Raw genomic sequence first — 21,496 nt, 5'->3', positions numbered from 1 at the left:
TTGCCGCAGGATGCGCCTTGCCGCTACCATAAGCACACTCTCCCATTTCGAGACTCTGTTCATGTTCAAACGTGTTGTGACCGCCCTCTGCTGCGGCTTGTCATTCATGGCCTCGGCCGCTCAGGTGACCGACCTCTATCAGGACAAGGCCCCGACCAGTGGCGACATGGTGGCCGCTCAAGGGCAGGCACTGGGTCAGGTGCTGATCAAGGTCACCGGCAAACGCGACATCCTCACCCAACCTGTGGTGGTCAAGGCGCTGGCGGCCCCGGGCGACTATGTCAAAAACTATGGCTATCAGGATCAGGACTCCGTCAAGTATCTGAAAGCCGAGTTCAAGAGTGACAAGGTCAACAGCCTGGTCTCCGAGAGCCAGTATGCCCTGCTTGGCCCGGCTCGTCCCCAGATGGCGATCTGGCTGGTGGTGGATCAGGGTGAGCGTCGCCTGCTGGCGGATCAATCCAGCGATGGTTGGGCGCAAGCCTTGCGCGAGCAGGCCCAGACGCTGGGGCTACCCATCAGCATTCCGCTGATGGATCTCGATGACAACATGGCGGTCAGTGCCACCGACGTCTGGGGCCGCTTTGCCGACCCGATTTTGCAGGCAAGCCAGCGCTATGGCGCCGAGATGGTGGTGCTGGGCAAGCTGACTCCTGAAGGTGACAAGTGGAGCATCGATTGGGGACTCTACGGCCCCAAAGCGGCTGGTGAAGTGACCGAGCTGACCCGTGGCAATAGCACCGGCACTCAGGCCGAAGTGGCGCAAGGGTTTGCCGATACCCTGGCGGCCTGGCTGGTGAAAAACTACGGTGCCCGCATTTCTGGTCCGGCAACCAGCCAGACCCTGGTGGTAGATGGCCTCTCCGAAGTGGACAGCATGATCGCCGTGCAGAAGATGCTGCAGGGGATGGCAAACGTCAGCAAGGTGGCGATCGGCAAGCTGGAGGGGGACCAGGTCACCTTCAACTTTACCCTGCAAGGGGATCAGGCCGAACTGGTGCGGGCACTGCAACTTGAGAGTCGTTTGCGCAAGGTTGACGATAATGGCAGCGGTTTGCGTTACCAATGGTCGCAGCCCTGATTTTATAAGGCTTTTGTAGACCGCCCGGCTTGTCCGGGCGGTTCTCTATCTGCCTTTGCGATGATACACTTAGCCGCAAATGTCACAGTCAAAGCCCAACGAGTGAAGCAACCGGCCCAACTGTCTTTAGCCGTACAACTACCGGATGATGAAACCTTCGTCAGTTTTTATCCCGGCAACAATGCTCATCTGATCACCGCCCTCAAAAACGCGGCCATCGGTCAGGGGTCGCCTTTCCTCTATTTCTGGGGAGCCAAGGGATCTGGACGCTCTCATCTGCTCCACGCCACCTGTGCCGAGGTCAACGCCCGCGATGCGGCGGCGGCCTATCTCTCCCTCGATCAATTTGAACAGCTCGATCCCAGCATGCTCGATGCCCTCGAAAGCCTGCCGCTGGTCTGTCTCGACAGCCTTGAGGCGATCGCCGGCAATGCCGTGTGGGAGCGGGCGCTGTTCGATTTCTACAACCGCTGGCAGGAGAAGGGGGAGGGGACGCTGGTGGTCACCGGCTGCAGCGCGCCGCGCAAACTGGGGCTGCAACTGCCGGATCTCGCTTCGCGCCTCGACTGGGGGGTGAGTTTCCATCTCGAAGAGCTGGATGATGAAGGCAAGCTCAGTGCCCTGCAGCTGCGTGCCGAGCTGCGGGGCTTCAAATTGCCCATCGATGTGGGCCGCTTCCTGCTCAACCGACTCTCCCGCGATATGCGAACCCTGCTCACCACTCTCAATCAGCTCGACAATGCCTCATTTCGCGCCAAGCGCAAGCTGACCATTCCCTTTGTCAAAGAGATCCTCGAGCTCTGAGCCTCTCGACTGTGTGCGGTTGTGGCCTGACTTTCGTTTGAATGGCAGATAAAAAGAAACCCCGGCATCAGGCCGGGGTTTTGCTATCTCAAGGGGGCTCTGTCTATCAGTGGAACTGATCTTCTTCGGTAGAGCCGGTCAGTGCGGTCACCGAGGATTGGCCACCCTGAATCACGGTGGTCACCTTGTCAAAGTAACCGGTACCGACCTCCTGCTGGTGGGCTACGAAGGTGTAGCCACGGCTGGCGGCTGCAAATTCCGGCTCCTGCACCATCTCGACGTAGTGCTTCATCCCTTCGCCACGGGCGTACTGGTAGGCCAGTTCGTACATGTGGAACCACATGTTGTGGATACCCGCGAGGGTGATGAACTGGTACTTGTAGCCCATGTCGGAGAGCGCCTGCTGGAAGCGGGCGATGGTGGCATCGTCCAGATTCTTCTTCCAGTTGAAGCTCGGGGAGCAGTTGTAGGCCAGGATGCGGTCCGGGAACTTGGCCTTGATTGCTTCGGCAAATTTACGCGCTTCGTCCAGATCCGGCTTGGCGGTTTCACACCACACCATGTCGGCGTAGGGGGCGTAAGCCAGACCGCGAGCGATGGCCTGATCGATACCGGCACGCACCTTGTAGAACCCTTCAGCTGTGCGCTCGCCAGTCAGGAAGTCTGCATCGTACGGGTCGGCATCGGTGGTCAACAGGTCCGCGGCGTTGGCGTCGGTACGGGCGATCACCAGGGTGGTGGTGCCGCATACATCGGCTGCCAGACGGGCGGCAACCAGCTTCTGCACCGCTTCCTGAGTCGGTACCAGCACCTTGCCACCCATATGGCCGCACTTCTTGACGGAAGCGAGCTGATCTTCGAAGTGCACGCCAGCGGCGCCCGCTTCAATCATCCCCTTCATCAGTTCGAAGGCGTTCAGCACGCCGCCGAAACCGGCTTCAGCATCGGCCACGATCGGCAGGAAGTAGTCGATAAAGCCCTCATCCTGCGGCCCGACCTTGTTGGCCCACTGGATCTGGTCGGCACGGGCGAAGGAGTTGTTGATGCGCTCCACCACGGACGGTACCGAGTTGGCCGGGTAGAGGGACTGATCCGGATACATGGTGGAGGACAAGTTGTTGTCCGCCGCCACCTGCCAGCCGGAGAGGTAGATCGCCTCGATCCCCGCCTTGGCCTGCTGCACCGCCTGACCACCGGTCAGGGCGCCGAGGCAGTTGACGTAGCCTTTCTTGGCGTCGCCGTGGATCAGACCCCACAGCTTGTCGGCTCCACGCTGGGCCAGGGTGTGCACCGGCTGCAAGCTGCCGCGCAGATTCACCACGTCTTCGGCGCTGTAGCCGCGCTTGATCCCTTTCCAGCGGGGGTTTTCCGCCCAGTCTTTCTCGATAGCCTGGATCTGTTGCTCACGGGTCAGTGCCATATCAGTTCCCTCTTTCATTGATTTCACGTTTCCATTGACTTGTTATTGGCGAGCCCCGCTGGGGGCCCGTGATTCAGAGCCGCTCGTAACCGGGCAGCGTCAGAAAATCGATCAGGGTATCGGCGCAGGTGATCTCTTCCATCAGTTCGCTTGCCTCGGCAAAGCGTCCTGCCTGCCAGCGTGCGGCGCCCACCTCGGCTTTGACCACCTCCAGCTCCTCGGCCAGCATCTGGCGGAACAGCTCTTTGGTCACCACCTTGCCATTCGACAGGCTCTTGCCGTGGCGGATCCACTGCCAGATGGAGGTACGGGAGATCTCGGCGGTGGCGGCATCTTCCATCAGACCGTAGATGGGCACGCAGCCGTTGCCGTTGATCCAGGCCTCCAGATATTGCAGGGCAACCCGGATATTGGTGCGCATCCCTGTCTCGGTGCGCTCGCCCTCACAGGGGGCCAGCAGGTCGGCGGCGGTGATGGGGGCATCCTGCTCGCGCAGCACGCCAATCTGGTTCTTGGCGCCAGCCGCAATGGTGGCGTTGAACACCGCCATGGCGGTATCAGCGAGGCCAGGGTGGGCGACCCAGGTACCGTCGTGGCCGTTGTTGGCTTCGCGCTCCTTGTCGGCCTTGACCTTGGCAAAGACCTGCTCGTTAACGGCCGCGTCCTTGGCCGGAATAAAGGCGGCCATACCACCCATCGCCAGCGCACCGCGCTTGTGGCAGGTCTTGATCAGCAGCCGCGAGTAGGCGGAGAGGAACGGCTTGTCCATGGTTACCACCTGGCGGTCGGGCAGGACGCGATCCGGATGGTTCTTCAAGGTCTTGATGTAGCTGAAGATGTAGTCCCAGCGGCCGCAGTTCAGCGCAACGATGTGATCTTTCATCTGATAGAGCAGCTCATCCATCTCGAACACGGCCGGCAGGGTTTCGATCAGCACGGTGGCCTTGATGGTGCCGCGGGGCAGACCGAACTTGTCCTCGGTCCAGGCGAACACTTCGCTCCACCAACGCCCTTCCAGATGGCTCTGCAACTTGGGCACGTAGAAGTAGGGGCCCGAGCCTTTGGCCAGCAGCGCCTGATAGTTGTGCAGGAAGTAGAGAACAAAATCGAACAGGCCGCCGGGGATGGGCTCGCCATCGAAGGTGACATGTTTTTCCGGCAGGTGCAGACCGCGCACCCGGCAGATGAGGACGGCCGGATCGGTGCTCAGGGTATAAGCCTTTCCTTCCGGACTGGTGTAAGAGATGGTGCCGTTGACCGCATCGCGCAGGTTTATTTGGCCCTCGATCACCTTATTCCAGGCGGGGGCCAGTGAATCCTCAAAATCCGCCATGAACACCTTGACGTTGGCGTTGAGGGCGTTGATCACCATCTTGCGCTCGACCGGGCCGGTGATCTCCACACGGCGGTCTTGCAGGTCGGCGGGAATGCCGCGAATGGTCCAGTCACCTTCACGGATGTGGGCGGTTTCCGGCAGGAAGTCCGGCAGCTCGCCGCCATCGATACGGGCCTGGCGTGCCACACGTTGTTTCAGCAATTCCCCTCTTTGGGGAGCAAAACGTTCCACCAGTTCGGAGACCAGAGCCACCGCGTCCGGCGTCAGAATTTGCGCGTATTCGGGCAGCATCTCGCCCTGGATGCGAAGGCGGGCGCTGCAGTGGGTCTGAGCCGGTGCCGACATAAGGTTCACTCCTTTGAGAATTACATTTTGAACTTACTAACTACGACTAAAGTCGAATCCCTGTTCCTGAAACGTTCCCGCAACAACGGGATAACACGATTGATAAGGTGCGAAATATTGTTGAGTACGTCAACAGTTTTTTTTAAACACTTGTTTTTTGGATATGGTTAAGTTGATGTTTTTTATTGCTTTATTGGGTTGGTATAAAAGCTCTACGCAGATGGTTATGCTCCTGCTTTTTCCCATCGGACAACGGCTAATTTGGGCCGTTACCCTGCCCCTTATTTTGTAACTTATTACGTAATAAAATTACAAATGCAAAAACAAATCCCGACCTAACTCCAGGCTTTGCCAAAACAGCCGTATAAAGCGCGTTTGAATGTGGCAATGAATGTTTTGCTAACGCTAGACCTGATTGGTGAACGTGCGTTTTAAACTTGGCGTGGTGATGCAGGCTCTGTTGGCACCAGCGGTTGCAGCGATGGAAAGTGAAGTGCAATAACGTAGGTTTGTATCAGTTGTCGGGGGGAATGCCGGGGAGGAAAGGGGGAGATACATCAGTCAATAATACTGCCATTCTTGATAGAATTAGCAGTTTGTCGTTTTTTGCAGATTTCTCGCCAAGGGCCTGAAACGGAGAGCGTTGAACAGGCGATGCCCCAGTGATTGAGCGGCCATCTGGCCGGGCTCAATAGTCATCATCCGGTTCGGCCAGATCGATCACATCCAGCTGGATGACCTGTTCATTTTCGCTTTCGGTGTGGCAAGGAGTGTCGTGAGGAACGGAATAAAGCGTAATGGCGGGTGCGAAATCGGTGTTCTGGTTCATGCCTGGTCCTGTGTTGCACGCAAGCCGGACAGTGATCCCTTCACTCGTGTTTCCACCTCCCTGTGTTGTCTACCGGCGGAAAGTTGCGCATCTTAATGAGTTCGGCAAAAAGATTCAAGTGGTTCTGAGTGTTTTTTGTTCTTGGTAGGCTGGCGTTGTCAGGAGGATAAATCGGAGGCAAAAAAATAGCCCAGTCGTTTGACTGGGCTATTCTCGGGGAAAATGGTCGGTGTGAGAGGATTCGAACCTCCGACCCTCTACACCCCATGCAGATGCGCTACCTGGCTGCGCTACACACCGACGGAGTCAGACTCGGCTGACGGGGAGGAAGTCTAATAGCATGGCCAAACGGGTGCAACTCCTTTTTTATCATAGAGATGCCGATTGCTTCTTTATTGCTCAGTCGGGATGCGGCTTGGGTCTGACGTGCAGATTTGGCATAATCGCCGCCCTGTCACCGCGAGCTATCATGCCTGCTATCTATGGAATTATCTGACAGATGTGGATAGCTGGAATGCAAACAGCACAATTGAACAATATAAAGAGGGGATGGGCGTGAAACCATCAGAGGTCCCAGAAATACCGAGTCAGGCACAGAGTCAGACCGAGCAGGACGAACAGTGGATGCGCCATGCCATGGCATTGGCCGCCCGAGCCGAAGGGATTGGCGAGATCCCGGTCGGTGCCTTACTGGTGCTGGATGGTCAGGTGGTGGGTGAGGGGTGGAACCGCTCCATCAGCGAACACGATGCCTGTGCCCATGCCGAGGTGATGGCGATCCGGGCGGCGGGCAAGCAGCTGGCGAACTACCGCCTGCTCGACACCACTCTTTATGTGACGCTGGAGCCCTGCTGTATGTGTGCCGGTGCGCTGATCCATAGCCGAGTCAAGCGGGTGGTTTACGGTGCCCGAGATCTCAAGACCGGCGCGGCGGGGTCGGTGTTCGAGATCTTGCAGGACCCGCGCCACAACCACAGTGTCGAGCTGACCGGCGGCGTGCTGGCCGATGCCTGCTCGGCCCAGTTGTCGGCCTTCTTCAAGCGCCGCCGCGCCGAGAAAAAGGCGGCCAAACTGGCGTTGCAACAATCAAACGATACCCTTTCCTGAATCATTCGGGGGCAGCGCAGGCTGCCCTTGCTGATCATCAGCATAAATATCCCTTTATAAACAATATATTACGCTCGCCCGCCTTCGAAGGGATCCCCGCCCATTTTTCCGCTAACAACCTCTGTTAAAGCGTTCTCGATGTAACAAAACTGTCATGCAACCGCCATATAATGCCGCGAAGCCTAGCTTACATTGAGGTCTTGCATGTCATCGGAATCGTTAAACCTGGTCATGGCGGGCAGTAGAAAACGCCGGATCAAGGATAAATTGGCCAAATATGGCGTCACCACAGGCGGAGCCCTGGTACTGGTGGCGCTGCTGCTTATCTTCTTTTATCTGCTCTATGTGGTGAAACCCATCTTCAATGGCGCCTCCATGGAGCCGACAGCCTCGTTTACCCTGCCTGCCGCAGGGAAGACCGCCTGGCTCGGCGTGGAAGAGCAGAACGAGATCGGCTATCGCTTCAGCGATAAAGGGCAGGTCAACTTCTTTGCGGTGCAGGGAGATGACAAGATCAAGGTCGGCCAGTCACTGGGTCAGGCCCAGGTTGCTGGTGACATCACCACGGTAGCGACCCCGGCACCGGGCCAGCGGCTGATCGCTTACGGCTTTGTCGATGGCAAGGCGCAGGTCGTCCAGCCAGCATTCAAGGTCTCCTATCCCAACGATGTTCGGGTGATTGAGCCCAGCCTGCAATATCCCTTCGGCGAAGAGCCTGTGGTGATCGACCCGCAAGGGAAGGCGCTGCAACTGATGGTGTTCGAAGCCACCAAGGACAAGATGGCGACCGCCGCCGTGACCGAAGATGGTCGTGGTGTGATGACGGTGATGAGCGGTGAGGAGAACTTCATCTCCGGGGAGATTGAGTGGAGCAGTGAAAACTACACGATTCCCTCCCTGCCGCGCCATGTGGATCAGATGTTGCTGACCCCCAATCTGCGGATCCTGTTCGTGCGCGAGGGCAATCGCCTCTCCGTCTATGACATTCATAACCTGAGCGAAATCTCCCTGCGCAACGTGTTGGAGATCAATGCCCCCAACGCCAATGTGACCCGGGTTCAGCTGCTCTCCGGCGCCTCTTCACTGCTGGTGGGTAATGACAACGGCGTGATTTCCCAGTGGTTCGAAGTGGCGAAGGATGGCAAACGCCAGTTCACCCAAATTCGTGACTTCAAGGGCGATGGCGCGGTAGATCTGCTGACTCCCGAGCACTTTCGCAAAGGCTTCATCAGTGCCGACAAGGATGGCATCATCAGCTTCTTCCACGCCACCGGCGAGACCAAGCTGCTGACCGAGACGGTGGAAGGGGGCGAACTCTCTGCCCTGGCCATCTCCCCCCGTCACAACCTGTTGCTGATGCAGCAAGGGAATACCTTCAAGCTCTTCTCGGTGGAGAACGAACACCCCGAAGTGACCTGGTCTGCCCTCTGGCAACAGGTGTGGTACGAAGGATATCCGGAGCCCCAGTATGTGTGGCAATCCACCTCCGCCAGCAACGATTTTGAAGCCAAGCTGAGTTTGGTGCCGCTGGTATTCGGTACTCTGAAAGCCTCTTTCTACGCCATGGTGTTTGCTGTGCCGCTCGGCGTGGCTGGTGCCATCTATACCGCCTACTTCATGTCGGCGGGGCTGCGCAAATACGTCAAGCCGACGGTCGAGATCATGGCGGCGCTGCCGACCGTTATCCTGGGCTTCCTGGCGGGTCTGTGGCTGGCGCCGATCATCGAGGGGGCGCTGCCCGGGGTGATCCTGCTGCTGGTATTGCTGCCGATGGGGATGCTGCTGACTGCACTGCTCTGGAACTATCTGCCGGAGCGCGGCAAGTCCTGGCTGCCTGAAGGGTGGCACGCCATCCTGCTGATCCCGGTGCTGCTGCTGATTGGCTGGGGTGCCTTCGCCCTGAGCCCGCTCATCGAGAATGCCTTTATGCACGGCGATTCGCGCATCTGGCTGACCCACGAAATGGGTATCAAGTTTGACCAGCGCAACTCGCTGGTGGTCGGTATCGCCATGGGCTTTGCGGTCATCCCCACCATCTTCTCCATTGCTGAAGATGCGGTTTTCTCGGTGCCCAAGCATCTGACCCAGGGCTCGCTGGCACTGGGGGCCACCCCGTGGCAGACCCTGAGCCGGGTGGTGATCCTCACTGCCAGCCCGGGCATCTTCTCTGCGGTGATGATGGGTCTTGGCCGCGCCGTGGGCGAGACCATGATCGTGCTGATGGCCACTGGCAACACCCCCATCATGGACTTCTCCATGTTCCAGGGGCTGCGCACCCTCGCCGCCAACATCGCGGTGGAGATGCCGGAATCGGAAGTGGGCAGCTCCCACTATCGGGTACTGTTCCTCGCGGCCTTCGTCCTGTTTGTGTTCACCTTTTTGTTCAACACCCTGGCCGAGTTTGTCCGTCAGCGGTTGCGTGAAAAATACAGCTCGATGTAAGGGGCGACTCTGTAATGGACAAGGAATCGACAATGGGTAAGTGGTTTAAATCAGGGGCCCCCTGGATCTGGATGACCGGCGGTGCCGTCAGCCTGAGTCTGGTGGCGGTACTGGGTCTGCTGCTGCTGATCGGCTGGCGTGGTCTGGTCTACTTCTGGCCGCACCCCATCTATGAGTGGCAGCTGGAAGACGCCAGCGGCAACAAGAGCGTACTGATCGGCGAGATCAACGATCGCGAGCAGGTACCGGTGGAGCGACTGCGCGCTGCAGGTCTGCCATTGGAAGGGGAAGAGCGCGAGCTGCTGACCCGCTATCTGGTCAAGACCGGCAACCGTGAGTTCGTTGACCTCGATTTTCGCTGGGTGCTGGAGACGGACATCAAGTCCCAGAGTCAGCCGGCTGAGCTGGCCATGGTTGAGCGTGCCACCAACGGCAACTTCTATGGCTATATCGTCGGGGTGAAAGAGGATGGCCGCGAGCTCACCTCTGATCTGCATCCTGCCCTGCAGCGGGTGCTGGCGCGAGCCAATGCCCTTTCAGAACAGGCCAACGATCTGCAAAAAGGGGACATCGGCAGCATCAACTATCAACTGGAGCGGCTGCGCCTGAAAGAGCGCAAGGCCGAGTTGGATGACAAGCTGACCGAGCAGCTCAAAGCCGAACTGGCCAGCGAGCGTCAGGCTCTCAACGATCGCTATCAGGTGCTGGAAAAAGAGCTCTTCTCCTTGCGTAGCCAAGCGGACCGCGACGCCATTACCGTCAAGGATATGCGTGGCGAGCTGGTGACCATGCCGATGTCCAAGGTACTGGACGTGGTATGGCCCAACGACATGAGCCTGCTGGCCAAGGTGGGTCACTGGTTCCACCAGATCGGCAAGTTCGTCTCTGACGATCCCCGTGAAGCCAACACCGAGGGCGGGGTGTTCCCGGCTATCTTCGGCACTGTGTTCATGGTCTTCCTGATGGCGATCATCGTGACCCCGCTGGGGGTGGTGGCGGCAGTCTACCTGCACGAATACGCGGGCAAGAACAGTCTGACCAAGATCATCCGCATTGCGGTGATCAACCTGGCGGGCGTGCCTTCCATCGTCTACGGCGTGTTTGGTCTGGGCTTCTTCGTTTACACCCTGGGGGGCAGCATCGACCGCCTCTTCTACCCGGAAGCGCTGCCGAGCCCCACCTTTGGCTCACCCGGCGTGATCTGGTCGGCGCTGACCCTGGCTATCCTGACCCTGCCGGTGGTGATTGTCTCCACCGAAGAGGGGCTGGCGCGGATCCCGAGCACCATCCGTCAGGGCTCGCTGGCACTGGGTGCCACCCAGGCCGAGACCCTGTGGCGCATCGTGCTGCCGATGGCGAGCCCGGCCATCATGACCGGCCTTATTCTGGCGATTGCCCGTGCAGCCGGTGAAGTGGCGCCGCTGATGCTGGTGGGGGTGGTGAAACTGGCGCCGACCCTGCCGATGGATGGCAACTTCCCGTATCTGCATGTGGAGCGCAAGTTCATGCACCTGGGCTTCCACATCTATGACGTCGGCTTCCAGAGCCCCAACGTCGAAGCGGCCCGCCCGCTGGTCTACGCCACCTCCTTCCTGCTGGTGACGGTGATCGTGGGTCTGAACCTGACCGCTATCGGTATTCGTAACCACTTGCGCGAGAAATTCCGGTCGCTGGAGCATTAATCCGGCGCCGCTTGAGTGATACAAGAGTGAGATAACAGAGGGGCGGCCGAGCGCGAGCCGCCATCTCTCTGCACCAATACGTGAGGGTCGCCGGCAGCAGTTCGGCCACTCCAGATAGATTTTGAGGTAACAGATGATCAACGTAACGACCACGTCTACCCAGCACACCGCGCTGGACCTGCTCAACCTGACCCCGGAGCAGACCGCACTGGAGGTGAAGGATCTCAACCTGTACTACGGCAGCAAGCAGGCGTTGTTCAACGTCAACATGAAGATCCCCAAAGGGCAGGTGACCGCCTTTATCGGCCCGTCAGGCTGTGGCAAATCGACCCTGCTGCGCTGCATCAACCGGATGAACGATCTGGTGGAGATCTGCCGCATCGAGGGGGAAATCCAGCTGCACGGCCATAACATCTATGACAAGAGCGTCGATGTTTCCGCCCTGCGCCGTCAGGTGGGCATGGTGTTCCAGCGCCCGAACCCGTTCCCCAAGTCCATCTACGAGAACGTGGTCTATGGTCTGCGCCTGCAGGGGATCAACGATCGTCGCACCCTGGATGAGGCCGCCGAGCGCTCCTTGCGTGGTGCGGCCCTGTGGGACGAGGTGAAGGATCGTCTGCATGACAATGCCTTCGGTCTCTCCGGTGGTCAGCAGCAGCGTCTGGTGATTGCCCGAGCCATCGCCATCGAGCCGGAAGTGTTGCTGCTCGATGAACCGACCTCGGCGCTCGACCCCATCTCCACCCTCACCATCGAGGAGCTGATCAACGAGCTCAAGAGCCAGTTCACCGTGGTGATCGTGACCCACAACATGCAACAGGCTGCGCGCGTGTCGGATCAGACCGCCTTCATGTATATGGGCGAGCTTATCGAGTACTCGGATACCAATACCATTTTCACCACTCCGGCCAAGAAAAAGACTGAAGATTACATTACCGGTCGTTACGGCTAAGGAGAGGAGAGGATGAATCTCAGCAAACAGATTGGCAGTCGGTTCAACGGCTAAGGCATAATCGGAGCAATCAAGGATTATTTGTATGGACAATATGAACCTCAATAAACACATCTCCGGTCAGTTCAATGCCGAGCTAGAGAGCGTACGCAACCAGGTGCTGGTGATGGGCGGTCTGGTGGAGCAGCAGCTCACCGACGCCATTGCGGCGATCCACGATCAGGATCTCGATGCGGCGCGCAAGATCGTGGCCAACGACCACAAGGTCAACGCGATGGAAGTGGCGATCGACGAGGAGTGCACCCGCATCATCGCCAAGCGTCAGCCGACAGCCTCCGACCTGCGACTGGTGATGGCCATTATCAAGACCATCACCGATCTGGAGCGCATTGGCGACGTGGCCGACAAGATCGCCCGCATGCTGACCGACAACGCCAACAAGCCGCAGCCGCCGCTGGTGTCGCTGGAGAACATGGGCCGTCGTACCATCAAGATGCTGCACGATGTGCTCGACGCCTTCGCCCGCATGGATCTGGATGCGGCACTGGCGGTCTACAAAGAAGATGACAAGGTAGACCGCGAGTATGAGTCCATCATCCGCGAGCTGATGACCTACATGATGGAAGATCCCCGCACCATCCCCCAGGTTCTCAATGTGCTGTGGGCGGCGCGGGCTATCGAGCGGGTCGGCGATCGTTGCCAGCACATCTGCGAGTACATCGTCTACTACGTGAAAGGCAAGGATGTGCGCCACACCAAGGCGGACGATCTGGGCACCCTGCTGGGCAAGGGCTAACCGGAAGTGAATAAAAAGGCGCGTGAAGCGCCTTTTTGTTGCATAACTGGTCGGAGTAAGATAAAGCCCCCAACAGGCTGTTTTCTGATAGAATACTCCCCCTGTGTGAGTCCCGGATGGGCTCACGGTCCGGTCTCCCGGGCCCAGTTTGCCGTCTTGTGCTAAGGCGGGTGTAGCAATAGGTTAATCATGAGTTTTGCCGATAGTTTGTTCTTTTTAATGCTGCTGGTTGGCGGCAGTGTGTTCTTCTCCCTCTCCGAGATCTCTCTCGCCGCGTCTCGCAAAATCAAATTGCAGGTGATGGCGGATGAAGGTAATCGCCAGGCCGAAAAGGTGCTGGCCCTGCAGGCCCAGCCGGGCAACTTTTTCACCGTGGTGCAGATTGGCCTCAATACCGTCGCCATTCTGGGCGGTATCCTGGGTGAGTCTGCCCTCAACCCCGCCATCAAGGGGATTGTCTCCCAGTTCTACCAGGGCCCCTGGCTTGGCGAGATCAGCTCCGGTGCCTCCTTCGTGTTCGTCACCGGCATGTTTATCCTGATCGCCGATCTGATGCCCAAGCGTCTGGCAATGACCATGCCCGAGCAGATTGCCGTGGTGGTGGTGCGCCCCATGCTCTTCTTCGTCACCGTGTTGATGCCGCTGGTGTGGGTCTTCAACGGATTGGCGAACTCCCTGTTCCGTCTGATGCGCGTCTCCACCGTGCGCAACGACGAGATCACCTCCGATGATATCTATGCGGTGATGGATGCCGGTGCCGAGGCGGGGGTTATCCAGCGTGAGGAGCATCAGCTCATCGAGAACGTGTTCGAGTTGCAGTCCCTTGGTGTCACCTCTGCCATGACGGCCCGCGAGAGCCTGATCTACTTCACCCTGCAAGAGAGTGAAGAGAGCATCAAGGCGAAGATCGCCGAACATCCCCACAACAAGTTTCTGGTCTGTGACCACAACCTCGACAGCATCAAGGGCTTTGTCGATGCCAAAGAGCTGCTGATCCGCGTTATCGGCGGCCAGAGCATCGACCTTATCGGTGGCAACCTGGTGCAGAACGTCATCATCATCCCCGATACCCTGAACCTCTATGAGGCGATGGAGTACTTCAAGAATCATCGTGGCGACTTTGCCGTGGTGATGAACGAGTACGCGCTGGTGGTGGGGATCGTCACAATGAACGACCTGATGAGCACCGTCATGGGCGAGTGGGCGACCCACGTGGTGGAAGAGCAGATCGTCCAGCGCGACGAGAACTCCTGGCTGGTGGACGGGGTCACCCCCATCTCCGACGTGATGCGCGCCTTCGATATCGAAGAGTTCCCCGAGAACCAGAACTACGAGACCATCGCCGGCTTTATCATGTATATGCTGCGCAAGATCCCCAAGCGCACTGACTCGGTCAAATACGCCGGTTACAAGTTCGAAGTGGTGGATATCGACAGTTACAAGATTGACCAGCTGCTGGTTACCCGGGTCGAACCGGCTGTGGCCGAGAAGCCAGCTCAGGAATCGTAAAAGGAGCGACATAAGAGTCATGAAGATGCAGTCTCATTCCCGTGCGCTGGCCTGTGTCGCGCTCGCCCTGGCACTGGGTGCCTGTAGTCAGAGTGCGCCGCGCAAAGCTACAGTAGCAGCCAAGCCGGTAGCCCCCAAGCCTGCCGTTGTGGTGCCGCAGCCGGATCCCGATGCGGTGGTGCAAAGCGGCATGGCCGAGCCGAGCCCGGTCTTTGACGAGCAGTATCACGGCCCGGATCAGGGGTCGCTGGAGTCGGTTACCGCCCTGTTTGCCCGTGGCTACATCGAGTCCGCCATGCGCGAGACCATGCTGGCGGCAGTGCACAATGACTATCCGCTGCTCGGCATGCGGGATGTGCGGTTGACCGATCCGGTCTCCAAATTCCTCACCTCCGAGCATGCGGCCACCACGGCCCATGACTACCTCTATGCGGGTGTACAGCGTCGCCTCGGTCGTCCGCTCAGCCCTGCCCAGTGGGAGCAGATCTGGCGCGGTCTGCCGCAGCAGGGTCGGGTCTCCGACTGGGTCAAACAGATTAAGCGAGTGCTGGCCGGGCGTTAAGTCGCCAGCGGATCAAGATTGTGATGAGGCCACCTTCGGGTGGCCTCTTGCATTTCTGCGTTTGCCTCGCCGTTTGCACACTGATTTCTGCTGATACTGATTGCCGCCCGTGGCACTTTGTTTTATCTTGTTTTGGCCATCTAAACATCTATATGTTTTTGTGGCTGCATAATAAAAGCGCTTCCCAAGATGAAGCTGGACGATCTGCAGCGATTCGATGCGAAACCGCAGATCAACAAAACAAACAGATAAATACGCAAATAAACAACGCATATAACAAAGAGACACGACAGATGAAAACCAGGGAATTGTGGGTGCTGGATGGGGGCATGGGGCGCGAGTTGGCACGGCGGGGGGCACCGTTTCGTCAACCCGAGTGGTCGGCGCTGGCCTTGATGGAGGCGCCAGAGACGGTGCGTGACGTGCATCAGGCCTATGTGGCTAGCGGTGCCCGGGTCATCACCACCAACAGCTATGCGCTGGTGCCGTTTCATGTCGGCGATGAGCGTTTCTTTGCCGACGGGGAGGGGTTGGCAGCGCTGGCTGGTCAACTGGCCCGCGAAGTGGCTGACGAGCAGAAGGGTGCCGTGCAGGTGGCGGGTTCTCTGCCACCGCTCTTTGGCTCCTACCGTGCCGACCTGTTCAAGGCGGACAGGGTGAACGAGCTGGCAACGCCGCTTATTCGGGCGCTATCCCCTTATGTGGATATCTGGCTGGCCGAGACCATGAGCTTGATTGCCGAGCCACTGGCCCTGAAAGCGCTGCTGCCTGATGACGGCAAGCCGTTCTGGGTTTCCTTCACGCTGGAAGATGAGGCGCCGGGCAACGAGCCGCGACTGCGTTCCGGCGAGCGGGTGGCTGATGCGGTGACCACGTTAGTGGCGGCCGGGGTCGATGCCATCCTGTTCAACTGCTGTCAGCCCGAGGTGATCGAGGGGGCCCTCGAGGTTGCCCGCACCCGATTGCAGGCGCTGGGCCGCGCAGACATTCGCCTCGGTGCTTACGCCAACGCCTTCCCGCCGCAACCCAAAGAGGCCATCGCCAACGATGGGCTGGACGAGATCCGCGCCGATCTGGGGCCGCTGGATTATCTCGGCTGGGCCGAGCGCTGGCGCGCAGCTGGGGCGAACCTCATCGGCGGTTGCTGCGGCATCGGCCCCGAGCATATTCAGGCGCTGAGCCGCCGGTTGCGCTAAGGAGCCCCCATGAAAGAGAACAAGATTGGGCTCTGGTCACTCACCGCGCTGGTGTTCAGCTCCATGGTGGGGGCGGGAATTTTTAGCCTGCCCCAGAACATGGCCGAGGTAGCGGGTGCGCGCGCCGTGCTGATCGGCTGGGGCGTGACGGGTGTGGGCATCCTGGCGCTCGCCATGAGTTTTCTCTATCTGTCGCGACTCAGACCGGATCTCGACGGCGGCATCTACAGCTACGCCCGCGCCGGTTTTGGCGATCTGGTGGGCTTCTTCTCCGCCTGGGGGTACTGGCTCTGCGCCACCATCGGCGTGGTGGGTTATCTGGTCATTGCCTTTGCGGCGCTGGGCAGCTTCGTCGATACGCCGGAGCAGGTCTGGTTTGGTGAGGGCAACACGCTGGCAGCGTTTGTCGGCGAGTCCTGCATCCTCTGGGCGGTGCACCTGCTGGTGGCCCGCGGCGTGCAGCAGGCGGCGCTGTTCAATCTGGTGGCGACCCTGGCCAAGAGCCTGCCGCTGCTGCTGTTTATCCTGTTCGCCTGCTACTGGTTCGATCCGGTCACTTTCGCGGCGGATCAGCAGGGCAGCACCCTGGCGGTACCGGTCTCCGAGCAGGTGCGCAATACCATGCTCATTACCCTCTGGGTCTTCACCGGTATCGAGGGTGCGGCAGTGCTGTCGGCACGCGCCAGAAACCGGCGGGATGTGGGCACGGCCACCGTGCTTGGGGTTGTGCTGGCACTGCTGCTCTATGTGCTTATCTCGGTGCTGGCGCTCGGAATATTGAGCCGACCCGAGCTGGCGGCGCTGCCCAACCCCTCCATGGCAGGGCTGATGGCCCAGATGACTGGCTCCTGGGGCAAGCTGCTCATCAGCGTCGGCCTGATCGTCTCGGTGCTTGCCTCCTACGTGAGCTGGACCCTTTTCTCGGCCGAGGTGCCCTTCAGCGCAGCCCGCCACGGCGCGTTTCCCGCCATCTTCCGGCGCCAGAACCGCAATGGGACGCCTATCGCATCGCTCTGGCTCACCAGCTTGACGGTGCAGACTTGCCTGCTGCTGGTTTGGCTGCTCGGCAAGGGCTACACCAGCCTGCTGCTTATCTCTACCTCGATGATCCTTGTGCCTTACCTGCTGATCGGGCTGTTTCTGCTCAGGCTTTCGTTCAGCAGGAAGGGGGAGAGCGGGCAGGGCCGAGGCCTAATGCGGGCGGTGGCACTGGTGTCGAGCGGTTACGGCTTCTGGCTGCTCTATGCCGCCGGGGTGGAGTATCTGCTGCTGTCGTTGTTGCTCTACGGGCCGGGCCTGCTGCTGTTTCTCTACAGCCGCCGTCAGCTGGGGGCGGATCTGCGCCTGAGCGGCCGCGAGCGGTTGTTGGCCGGAGTGACCTTGCTGAGCCTGATCCCTGCCGTCTGGTCGTTCGCCCACCTCTGATATCGAAGATGTGATTGACCATAAAAGAGAGCGCCACTGTGGCGCTCTCTTGTTATCAGGGATTGGTTATCAGAGGCTTGCTATCCGGAGCTTGTTATTCGATGCGAAGGCTCAACGGCTGGCAGGCCCGGCCGGTTTGCCAAACAGCACGGCGAGCTTTTGTCGCCAGGGCAGGCCACGAGCATCACGTAGCATGTCGCGCCACTCATGGAAGGTGAGAGTGAGGGGGTTGAAGCTGTGGATCGGCTTGGTGATGCCAAAGCGACACGGCTCGGCCGGATCTTCTTCGACAAAGGTACCAAACAGCCGATCCCAGATGATCAGCACCCCGGCGAAGTTGCGGTCTATGTACTTGGCATTGCTGGCGTGGTGCACCCTGTGGTGGGAGGGGGTGTTGAAGAACCACTCAAGCCAGCCGAGCTTGCCCACCACCTGGGTGTGGACGAAAAACTGGAAGCCCAGACTCAATAGCACGGTGGCGACCACTGCCTCGGGCGGGAAGCCGATGACAATCATCGGGATCCAGAACAGCCACATGCCGGAGATGGGATACATCAGGCTCTGGCGAAAAGCGGTGGAGAGGTTGAGCCGCTCCGAGCTGTGGTGCACCACATGGGAGGCCCACAGCCAGCGAACATGGTGACTGGTGAAGTGGAATAGCCAGTAACAGAGATCCTGCAACAGGAACAGCAGTAGCACACTCCAGAGATTCAGCTCGATATCGAACAGTCGCCAGCCCCAGAGGGTGTCATACAGATAAGCAATGGCGATGGCCGCCAGCGCATCGCCCCCTTGGTGCATCAGGGCCAGGGCGGCGTTGGCGAACAGATCCCGCCACTGGTAGGTGGCGGTGGGAAAGTCAGCGCCATGTTTGCGCAGGTAAAGCATCTCCCAGCCGATAAAGGCCAGAAAAATCGGGGAGAGGTAGAGCAAAAGCAGTTGCACATCCATATGCGGCCATCCATTCAGAGCAATTGCTCTCCAGCATAAAGGATGGCTTTAATATTTCATTAACATTTTTCTGCCAACGAAGAGATGGCATGAAATATGGCGCGGCAGCAGAGGAAGGCGCGGCGGATGGCTATGCTTGATGCAGGCTTTTTCAGGAGGTGCTGGCTTATGCGCGTCTGGTGTTGCTTGTTGCTGGGGTTGTGCATGATGGCGCACGCCAAGACCCGGGTCGAGATCCTGGCGGATGCCGCCTATCCCCCCTACTCCTGGCAGGAGGGGGAGGAGGTCAGGGGGATCTATGCCGATATTATCCGCAAGGTGACCTCTGCCATGCCTGACTATGAGGTGGTGCTCAAGCCCATGCCGTGGCGGCGCGGTCTGAGCATGGTGGAGCAGGGGGCTGCCTTCGCCATTTTTCCACCTTACTACATGCCCGATACCCGCCCTTACATGTGGCCCTACTCCCAGCCGATGCTGGATGAAGAGCTGGTGGTGATGTGCGGCGCCAGTGTGGCGGCCAATACCCCGCAGGCCAGGTTTCCGCTCGACTATCACGGTTTACGCTTTGGCATGAACGCCGGTTTTGCCGTCGGCGGCGATGCCTTTTGGCAGGCGGTAAAAGAGAAGCAGATCGACGTGGAGGAGGTGAAAAGCAATCGGGAGAACCTGCTCAAGATTGTCCGCGGCAGGGTCGATTGCACCATCAATGATCGCCTCTCCCTGCTCTATGAGTTGCTCAACATGATAAAGGCCGATCAGCTGGCGGTGGCCGATATGTCCCTGCTCAAACAGGGTCCGGTACTCAGCAAGGAGCAGGGGTTTCTCGGATACAGCCGCAAGGGGGAGTACCCCTACAAACAGGCCTTTATCGACCAGTTTGACAAGGAGCTCTATCAGCTCAAAAAACGTGACGGAGTGAAAGTGATCGTGGAGCGCTATCTGGGAAAGTCCCCGCGCTGAGCCGATGAGAGGGGCACTCGGGTTCAGCTGGGTTAAGCCTGCTCAGCGTGACGCACAAGAAGAGGGACCTTGCGGTCCCTCTTCGTTTATCCAGCAGAGCGTGTTGGCTACAGCACCTGACTCAAGAACTGGCGCAGACGCGGGGAGGGGGGATTGTCGAAGAAGTCGGCCGGTTTTTCATCTACCAGCAGTTCGCCACTCTCCATAAAGAGCACCCGATCCGCCACCTCGCGGGCAAAGCCCATCTCGTGGGTCACCACCACCATGGTCATTCCTTCGCGGGCCAGCCCCTTCATCACATCCAGCACTTCCCCCACCATTTCGGGGTCGAGCGCACTGGTGGGCTCGTCAAACAGCATGATGCGCGGCTGCATGGCGAGTGCGCGGGCGATGGCCACCCGCTGTTGCTGACCGCCGGAGAGCTGGGAGGGGTAGCTCTTGGCCTTGTTGGATAGCCCTACTTTCAATAGCAGGGCTTTGGCGCGATCTTCGGCCTCTTTGCGCGATAGCCCCCGCACCTTCTGAGGGGCGAGACAGATGTTGTCCAGCACCGTCAGGTGGGGAAAGAGGTTGAAGGACTGGAACACCATGCCCACCTCTTCCCGCAGCTTGTTGACATCGCCCGGCTCGGTCAGGCTGATGCCGTCGACCACGATATTGCCGTCGTTGATGGTCTCCAGCTGGTTGAGGGTGCGCAGGAAGGTGGATTTGCCGGAGCCGCTGGGGCCGACGATCACCACCACTTCCCCTTCGGCGACCTGGGTGCTGACATTTTTCAAGGCGTGCACTTCGCTGCCGTAGAACTTCTCAACGCCGGTCGCTTTGATGATGGGATCAGTTGCTGCGCGCATATTTTGCCTCCAGAAAACGAACCGGGAAGGCGAAGGGGGTGCCGGTGATGGCTGCACTTCTCGATGCCTGTTGCACCTTGATGATGGGATCAGTTACTGCGTGCATATTTCACCTCCAGAAAACGAACCGGGAAGGCGAAGAGGGTGTCGGTGATGGCTGCACTTCTCGACGCCTGTTGCACCTTGATGATGGGGTCAGTTGCTGCGTGCATATTTCACCTCGAGACGGCGTACCAGGAAAGAGAGGGTGCCGGTCAGCACCAGATAGAGCAGGGCGACGGTAAACCACACCTCGAACGGACTGAAGGTGGAGCTCACCACCTCGCGCCCCGCCTTGGTCAGATCGGTGATGGAGATGACCGAGACCAGCGAGGAGTCCTTGATGAGGTTGATGAACTGGCCTGCCAGCGGTGGCAGTACCCGCTTGAACGCCTGCGGCAGGATGACATAGCGCATGGTCTGGGCCGAGGTCATACCTAGGCTGCGACCCGCCTCCATCTGCCCCTTGTGGATGGAGCTGATACCGGCGCGGACGATCTCCGCCACATAGGCCCCGGTAAAGACGGCCAGCGCGGCGACCCCGGCGGTGAAGCGGTCGAGGTTCAGCACGGTGCCGATAAAGAAGTAGACGATGAAGATCTGCACCAGCAGCGGCGTGCCGCGGATGAGCTCAACGTAGGTGACCGCCAGATTGCGCAGGGCGGGATTGGGGGAGAGGCGCGCCAGCCCGGCCAGGGTGCCGAGCAGGATGGCGAAGATGCCTGCTACCAGCGAGAGCTTGACGGTGACCCAGACGCCCCAGGCGATGGGGCCTGCGGTCCAGCTCAGTTGGGTGTCGAGGGTATCGCCACGAAAAACGGTATCCCCTTCGGCAACTTGTATGCCAGTGCTGGCGATGGCTTGCCGCACATTGGGGTCGAGATCGTCTTGCAGGAACAGCTTGCCCTTCTCGGCCTCGCTGGTGCCCGCCATCACGGTGCCGTCAAATTCGGCCAGATTCTTCTGCTCCGCCTGATAGGCGATGTATTGGGGAATGCGTTCCCAGCGCCAGGTGTAATCCACTGACTGGACAGCCTTGTAGATGCCGAATACGGCAACCAGCAGCATCAGCAGGAAAACCCCATGCCAGAGTAGCTGATTGGGCTGTTTTTCCATCTGTCTTGTCGGTTTGGGTGTGTGCACAGTCACAACCTCTTCTCGTTATTGTGTGGGGAGCTGCGTGGTGCAGGGGCGGCATGTGCCGCCCCC

General features: G+C 59.2%; 20 protein-coding genes and 1 tRNA gene. 12 read left to right on the top strand and 9 right to left on the bottom strand.

Annotated features, from left to right (window positions below; all coding sequences use genetic code 11):
* Window positions 1–61 precede the first annotated feature (61 nt).
* Together AB5Y71_RS00160 and hda are read left to right on the top strand one after the other, a co-directional pair.
* Window positions 62–1,081, top strand: coding sequence for a DUF2066 domain-containing protein (locus AB5Y71_RS00160; RefSeq protein ID WP_368170697.1), 1,020 nt, complete (start codon window positions 62–64; stop codon window positions 1,079–1,081).
* A 102-nt stretch (window positions 1,082–1,183) separates the two neighbouring features.
* Window positions 1,184–1,885, top strand: coding sequence for a DnaA inactivator Hda (hda, locus tag AB5Y71_RS00155; RefSeq protein ID WP_013723920.1), 702 nt, complete (start codon window positions 1,184–1,186; stop codon window positions 1,883–1,885).
* A gap of 106 nt (window positions 1,886–1,991) precedes the next feature.
* On the opposite strand, the gene aceA is transcribed toward hda, so the two are convergent.
* The 4 genes from aceA to AB5Y71_RS00135 all read right to left on the bottom strand — a co-directional run bounded on the left by aceA (window position 1,992) and on the right by AB5Y71_RS00135 (window position 6,115).
* A complete protein-coding gene (gene aceA / locus AB5Y71_RS00150) occupies window positions 1,992–3,305 on the bottom strand; it encodes an isocitrate lyase (RefSeq protein WP_088869417.1) in 1,314 nt (437 codons plus the stop codon).
* A gap of 73 nt (window positions 3,306–3,378) precedes the next feature.
* Window positions 3,379–4,986 carry a malate synthase A gene (aceB, locus tag AB5Y71_RS00145; protein WP_368170696.1) on the bottom strand — a complete coding sequence of 536 codons (1,608 nt, stop codon included), beginning with the start codon at window positions 4,984–4,986 and terminating at the stop codon, window positions 3,379–3,381.
* A 688-nt stretch (window positions 4,987–5,674) separates the two neighbouring features.
* Window positions 5,675–5,815 carry a hypothetical protein gene (locus tag AB5Y71_RS00140; RefSeq protein ID WP_005334106.1) on the bottom strand — a complete coding sequence of 47 codons (141 nt, stop codon included), beginning with the start codon at window positions 5,813–5,815 and terminating at the stop codon, window positions 5,675–5,677.
* A 223-nt stretch (window positions 5,816–6,038) separates the two neighbouring features.
* Window positions 6,039–6,115: transfer RNA gene (locus tag AB5Y71_RS00135), tRNA-Pro, on the bottom strand.
* Between the two features lie 255 nt (window positions 6,116–6,370).
* Between AB5Y71_RS00135 and tadA the strand changes: the two genes are divergently transcribed.
* The 9 genes from tadA (at window position 6,371) to AB5Y71_RS00090 (ending at window position 17,486) form a co-directional block, all read left to right on the top strand.
* Window positions 6,371–6,922, top strand: a complete 552-nt coding sequence (gene tadA / locus AB5Y71_RS00130) for a tRNA adenosine(34) deaminase TadA (protein WP_368170695.1) — start codon at window positions 6,371–6,373, stop codon at window positions 6,920–6,922.
* Window positions 6,923–7,126: 204 nt separating this feature from the next.
* On the top strand, window positions 7,127–9,364 hold the full coding sequence (locus AB5Y71_RS00125; RefSeq protein WP_368170694.1) for an ABC transporter permease subunit: 2,238 nt from the start codon (window positions 7,127–7,129) through the stop codon (window positions 9,362–9,364).
* A 32-nt stretch (window positions 9,365–9,396) separates the two neighbouring features.
* The gene (pstA, locus tag AB5Y71_RS00120) at window positions 9,397–11,046 is read left to right on the top strand and encodes a phosphate ABC transporter permease PstA (RefSeq protein ID WP_113738718.1); all 1,650 of its coding nucleotides are present in this window, start codon (window positions 9,397–9,399) and stop codon (window positions 11,044–11,046) included.
* A 133-nt stretch (window positions 11,047–11,179) separates the two neighbouring features.
* Window positions 11,180–11,998, top strand: a complete 819-nt coding sequence (gene pstB / locus AB5Y71_RS00115; RefSeq protein WP_005334102.1) for a phosphate ABC transporter ATP-binding protein PstB — start codon at window positions 11,180–11,182, stop codon at window positions 11,996–11,998.
* Window positions 11,999–12,083: 85 nt separating this feature from the next.
* The gene (gene phoU / locus AB5Y71_RS00110) at window positions 12,084–12,794 is read left to right on the top strand and encodes a phosphate signaling complex protein PhoU (RefSeq protein WP_005334097.1); all 711 of its coding nucleotides are present in this window, start codon (window positions 12,084–12,086) and stop codon (window positions 12,792–12,794) included.
* 189 nt (window positions 12,795–12,983) lie between these two features.
* Window positions 12,984–14,303: a hemolysin family protein gene (locus AB5Y71_RS00105; protein ID WP_005334094.1), complete on the top strand. Its 1,320-nt coding sequence runs from the start codon at window positions 12,984–12,986 to the stop codon at window positions 14,301–14,303.
* Between the two features lie 19 nt (window positions 14,304–14,322).
* Window positions 14,323–14,865, top strand: a complete 543-nt coding sequence (locus tag AB5Y71_RS00100) for a hypothetical protein (RefSeq protein ID WP_069555291.1) — start codon at window positions 14,323–14,325, stop codon at window positions 14,863–14,865.
* Between the two features lie 293 nt (window positions 14,866–15,158).
* The gene (locus tag AB5Y71_RS00095; protein WP_368170693.1) at window positions 15,159–16,061 is read left to right on the top strand and encodes a homocysteine S-methyltransferase family protein; all 903 of its coding nucleotides are present in this window, start codon (window positions 15,159–15,161) and stop codon (window positions 16,059–16,061) included.
* A gap of 9 nt (window positions 16,062–16,070) precedes the next feature.
* Window positions 16,071–17,486, top strand: coding sequence for a basic amino acid/polyamine antiporter (locus tag AB5Y71_RS00090; protein ID WP_159158643.1), 1,416 nt, complete (start codon window positions 16,071–16,073; stop codon window positions 17,484–17,486).
* A gap of 111 nt (window positions 17,487–17,597) precedes the next feature.
* Here the strand turns inward: AB5Y71_RS00090 and AB5Y71_RS00085 are convergent, their stop codons facing one another.
* Window positions 17,598–18,437 (bottom strand): sterol desaturase family protein, encoded by an 840-nt coding sequence (locus AB5Y71_RS00085; protein WP_368170692.1) that lies wholly within the window; start codon window positions 18,435–18,437, stop codon window positions 17,598–17,600.
* 168 nt (window positions 18,438–18,605) lie between these two features.
* On the opposite strand from AB5Y71_RS00085, the gene AB5Y71_RS00080 reads away from it, so the two are divergent.
* The gene (locus AB5Y71_RS00080; RefSeq protein ID WP_368170691.1) at window positions 18,606–19,397 is read left to right on the top strand and encodes a substrate-binding periplasmic protein; all 792 of its coding nucleotides are present in this window, start codon (window positions 18,606–18,608) and stop codon (window positions 19,395–19,397) included.
* Between the two features lie 107 nt (window positions 19,398–19,504).
* Here AB5Y71_RS00080 and AB5Y71_RS00075 read toward each other — a convergent pair whose 3' ends face one another.
* The 4 genes from AB5Y71_RS00075 to AB5Y71_RS00060 are packed head-to-tail and all read right to left on the bottom strand — an operon-like array spanning window position 19,505 to window position 21,403.
* The gene (locus AB5Y71_RS00075) at window positions 19,505–20,248 is read right to left on the bottom strand and encodes an amino acid ABC transporter ATP-binding protein (RefSeq protein WP_368170690.1); all 744 of its coding nucleotides are present in this window, start codon (window positions 20,246–20,248) and stop codon (window positions 19,505–19,507) included.
* Window positions 20,232–20,354 carry a hypothetical protein gene (locus AB5Y71_RS00070; protein WP_019445266.1) on the bottom strand — a complete coding sequence of 41 codons (123 nt, stop codon included), beginning with the start codon at window positions 20,352–20,354 and terminating at the stop codon, window positions 20,232–20,234. Before AB5Y71_RS00070 ends, AB5Y71_RS00075 begins: the two co-directional genes overlap by 17 nt.
* Complete coding sequence (locus AB5Y71_RS00065) at window positions 20,338–20,460, bottom strand: hypothetical protein (protein ID WP_005350727.1); 123 nt, start codon at window positions 20,458–20,460, stop codon at window positions 20,338–20,340. Before AB5Y71_RS00065 ends, AB5Y71_RS00070 begins: the two co-directional genes overlap by 17 nt.
* Entirely contained in the window at window positions 20,444–21,403 is a 960-nt protein-coding gene (locus tag AB5Y71_RS00060; protein ID WP_139734041.1) for an amino acid ABC transporter permease, read from the bottom strand. Before AB5Y71_RS00060 ends, AB5Y71_RS00065 begins: the two co-directional genes overlap by 17 nt.
* Window positions 21,404–21,496: the final 93 nt, after the last annotated feature.

The sequence above is a fragment of the Aeromonas sp. R9-2 genome (genome assembly GCF_040908025.1).
In the GTDB taxonomy this organism is placed as follows: Bacteria; Pseudomonadota; Gammaproteobacteria; order Enterobacterales; family Aeromonadaceae; genus Aeromonas; species Aeromonas veronii.
The sequence above is the reverse complement of the archived record's forward strand: the minus strand, read 5'-3'. Positions and strand labels throughout refer to the sequence as shown.

Bases quoted from the DNA above. Each gene is read 5' to 3' on its own strand.
- aceB (WP_368170696.1), bottom strand. From the start codon at position 4,986: ATGTCGGCACCGGCTCAGACCCACTGCAGCGCCCGCCTTCGCATCCAG.
- AB5Y71_RS00070 (WP_019445266.1), bottom strand. From the start codon at position 20,354: ATGCACGCAGTAACTGATCCCATCATCAAGGTGCAACAGGCATCGAGA.
- AB5Y71_RS00140 (WP_005334106.1), bottom strand. From the start codon at position 5,815: ATGAACCAGAACACCGATTTCGCACCCGCCATTACGCTTTATTCCGTT.
- AB5Y71_RS00100 (WP_069555291.1), top strand. From the start codon at position 14,323: ATGAAGATGCAGTCTCATTCCCGTGCGCTGGCCTGTGTCGCGCTCGCC.
- AB5Y71_RS00060 (WP_139734041.1), bottom strand. From the start codon at position 21,403: ATGGAAAAACAGCCCAATCAGCTACTCTGGCATGGGGTTTTCCTGCTG.
- phoU (WP_005334097.1), top strand. From the start codon at position 12,084: ATGGACAATATGAACCTCAATAAACACATCTCCGGTCAGTTCAATGCC.
- AB5Y71_RS00080 (WP_368170691.1), top strand. From the start codon at position 18,606: ATGCGCGTCTGGTGTTGCTTGTTGCTGGGGTTGTGCATGATGGCGCAC.
- AB5Y71_RS00095 (WP_368170693.1), top strand. From the start codon at position 15,159: ATGAAAACCAGGGAATTGTGGGTGCTGGATGGGGGCATGGGGCGCGAG.
- AB5Y71_RS00065 (WP_005350727.1), bottom strand. From the start codon at position 20,460: ATGCACGCAGCAACTGACCCCATCATCAAGGTGCAACAGGCGTCGAGA.
- AB5Y71_RS00160 (WP_368170697.1), top strand. From the start codon at position 62: ATGTTCAAACGTGTTGTGACCGCCCTCTGCTGCGGCTTGTCATTCATG.
- aceA (WP_088869417.1), bottom strand. From the start codon at position 3,305: ATGGCACTGACCCGTGAGCAACAGATCCAGGCTATCGAGAAAGACTGG.
- AB5Y71_RS00125 (WP_368170694.1), top strand. From the start codon at position 7,127: ATGTCATCGGAATCGTTAAACCTGGTCATGGCGGGCAGTAGAAAACGC.
- AB5Y71_RS00085 (WP_368170692.1), bottom strand. From the start codon at position 18,437: ATGGATGTGCAACTGCTTTTGCTCTACCTCTCCCCGATTTTTCTGGCC.
- AB5Y71_RS00075 (WP_368170690.1), bottom strand. From the start codon at position 20,248: ATGCGCGCAGCAACTGATCCCATCATCAAAGCGACCGGCGTTGAGAAG.
- pstB (WP_005334102.1), top strand. From the start codon at position 11,180: ATGATCAACGTAACGACCACGTCTACCCAGCACACCGCGCTGGACCTG.
- AB5Y71_RS00105 (WP_005334094.1), top strand. From the start codon at position 12,984: ATGAGTTTTGCCGATAGTTTGTTCTTTTTAATGCTGCTGGTTGGCGGC.
- AB5Y71_RS00090 (WP_159158643.1), top strand. From the start codon at position 16,071: ATGAAAGAGAACAAGATTGGGCTCTGGTCACTCACCGCGCTGGTGTTC.
- pstA (WP_113738718.1), top strand. From the start codon at position 9,397: ATGGGTAAGTGGTTTAAATCAGGGGCCCCCTGGATCTGGATGACCGGC.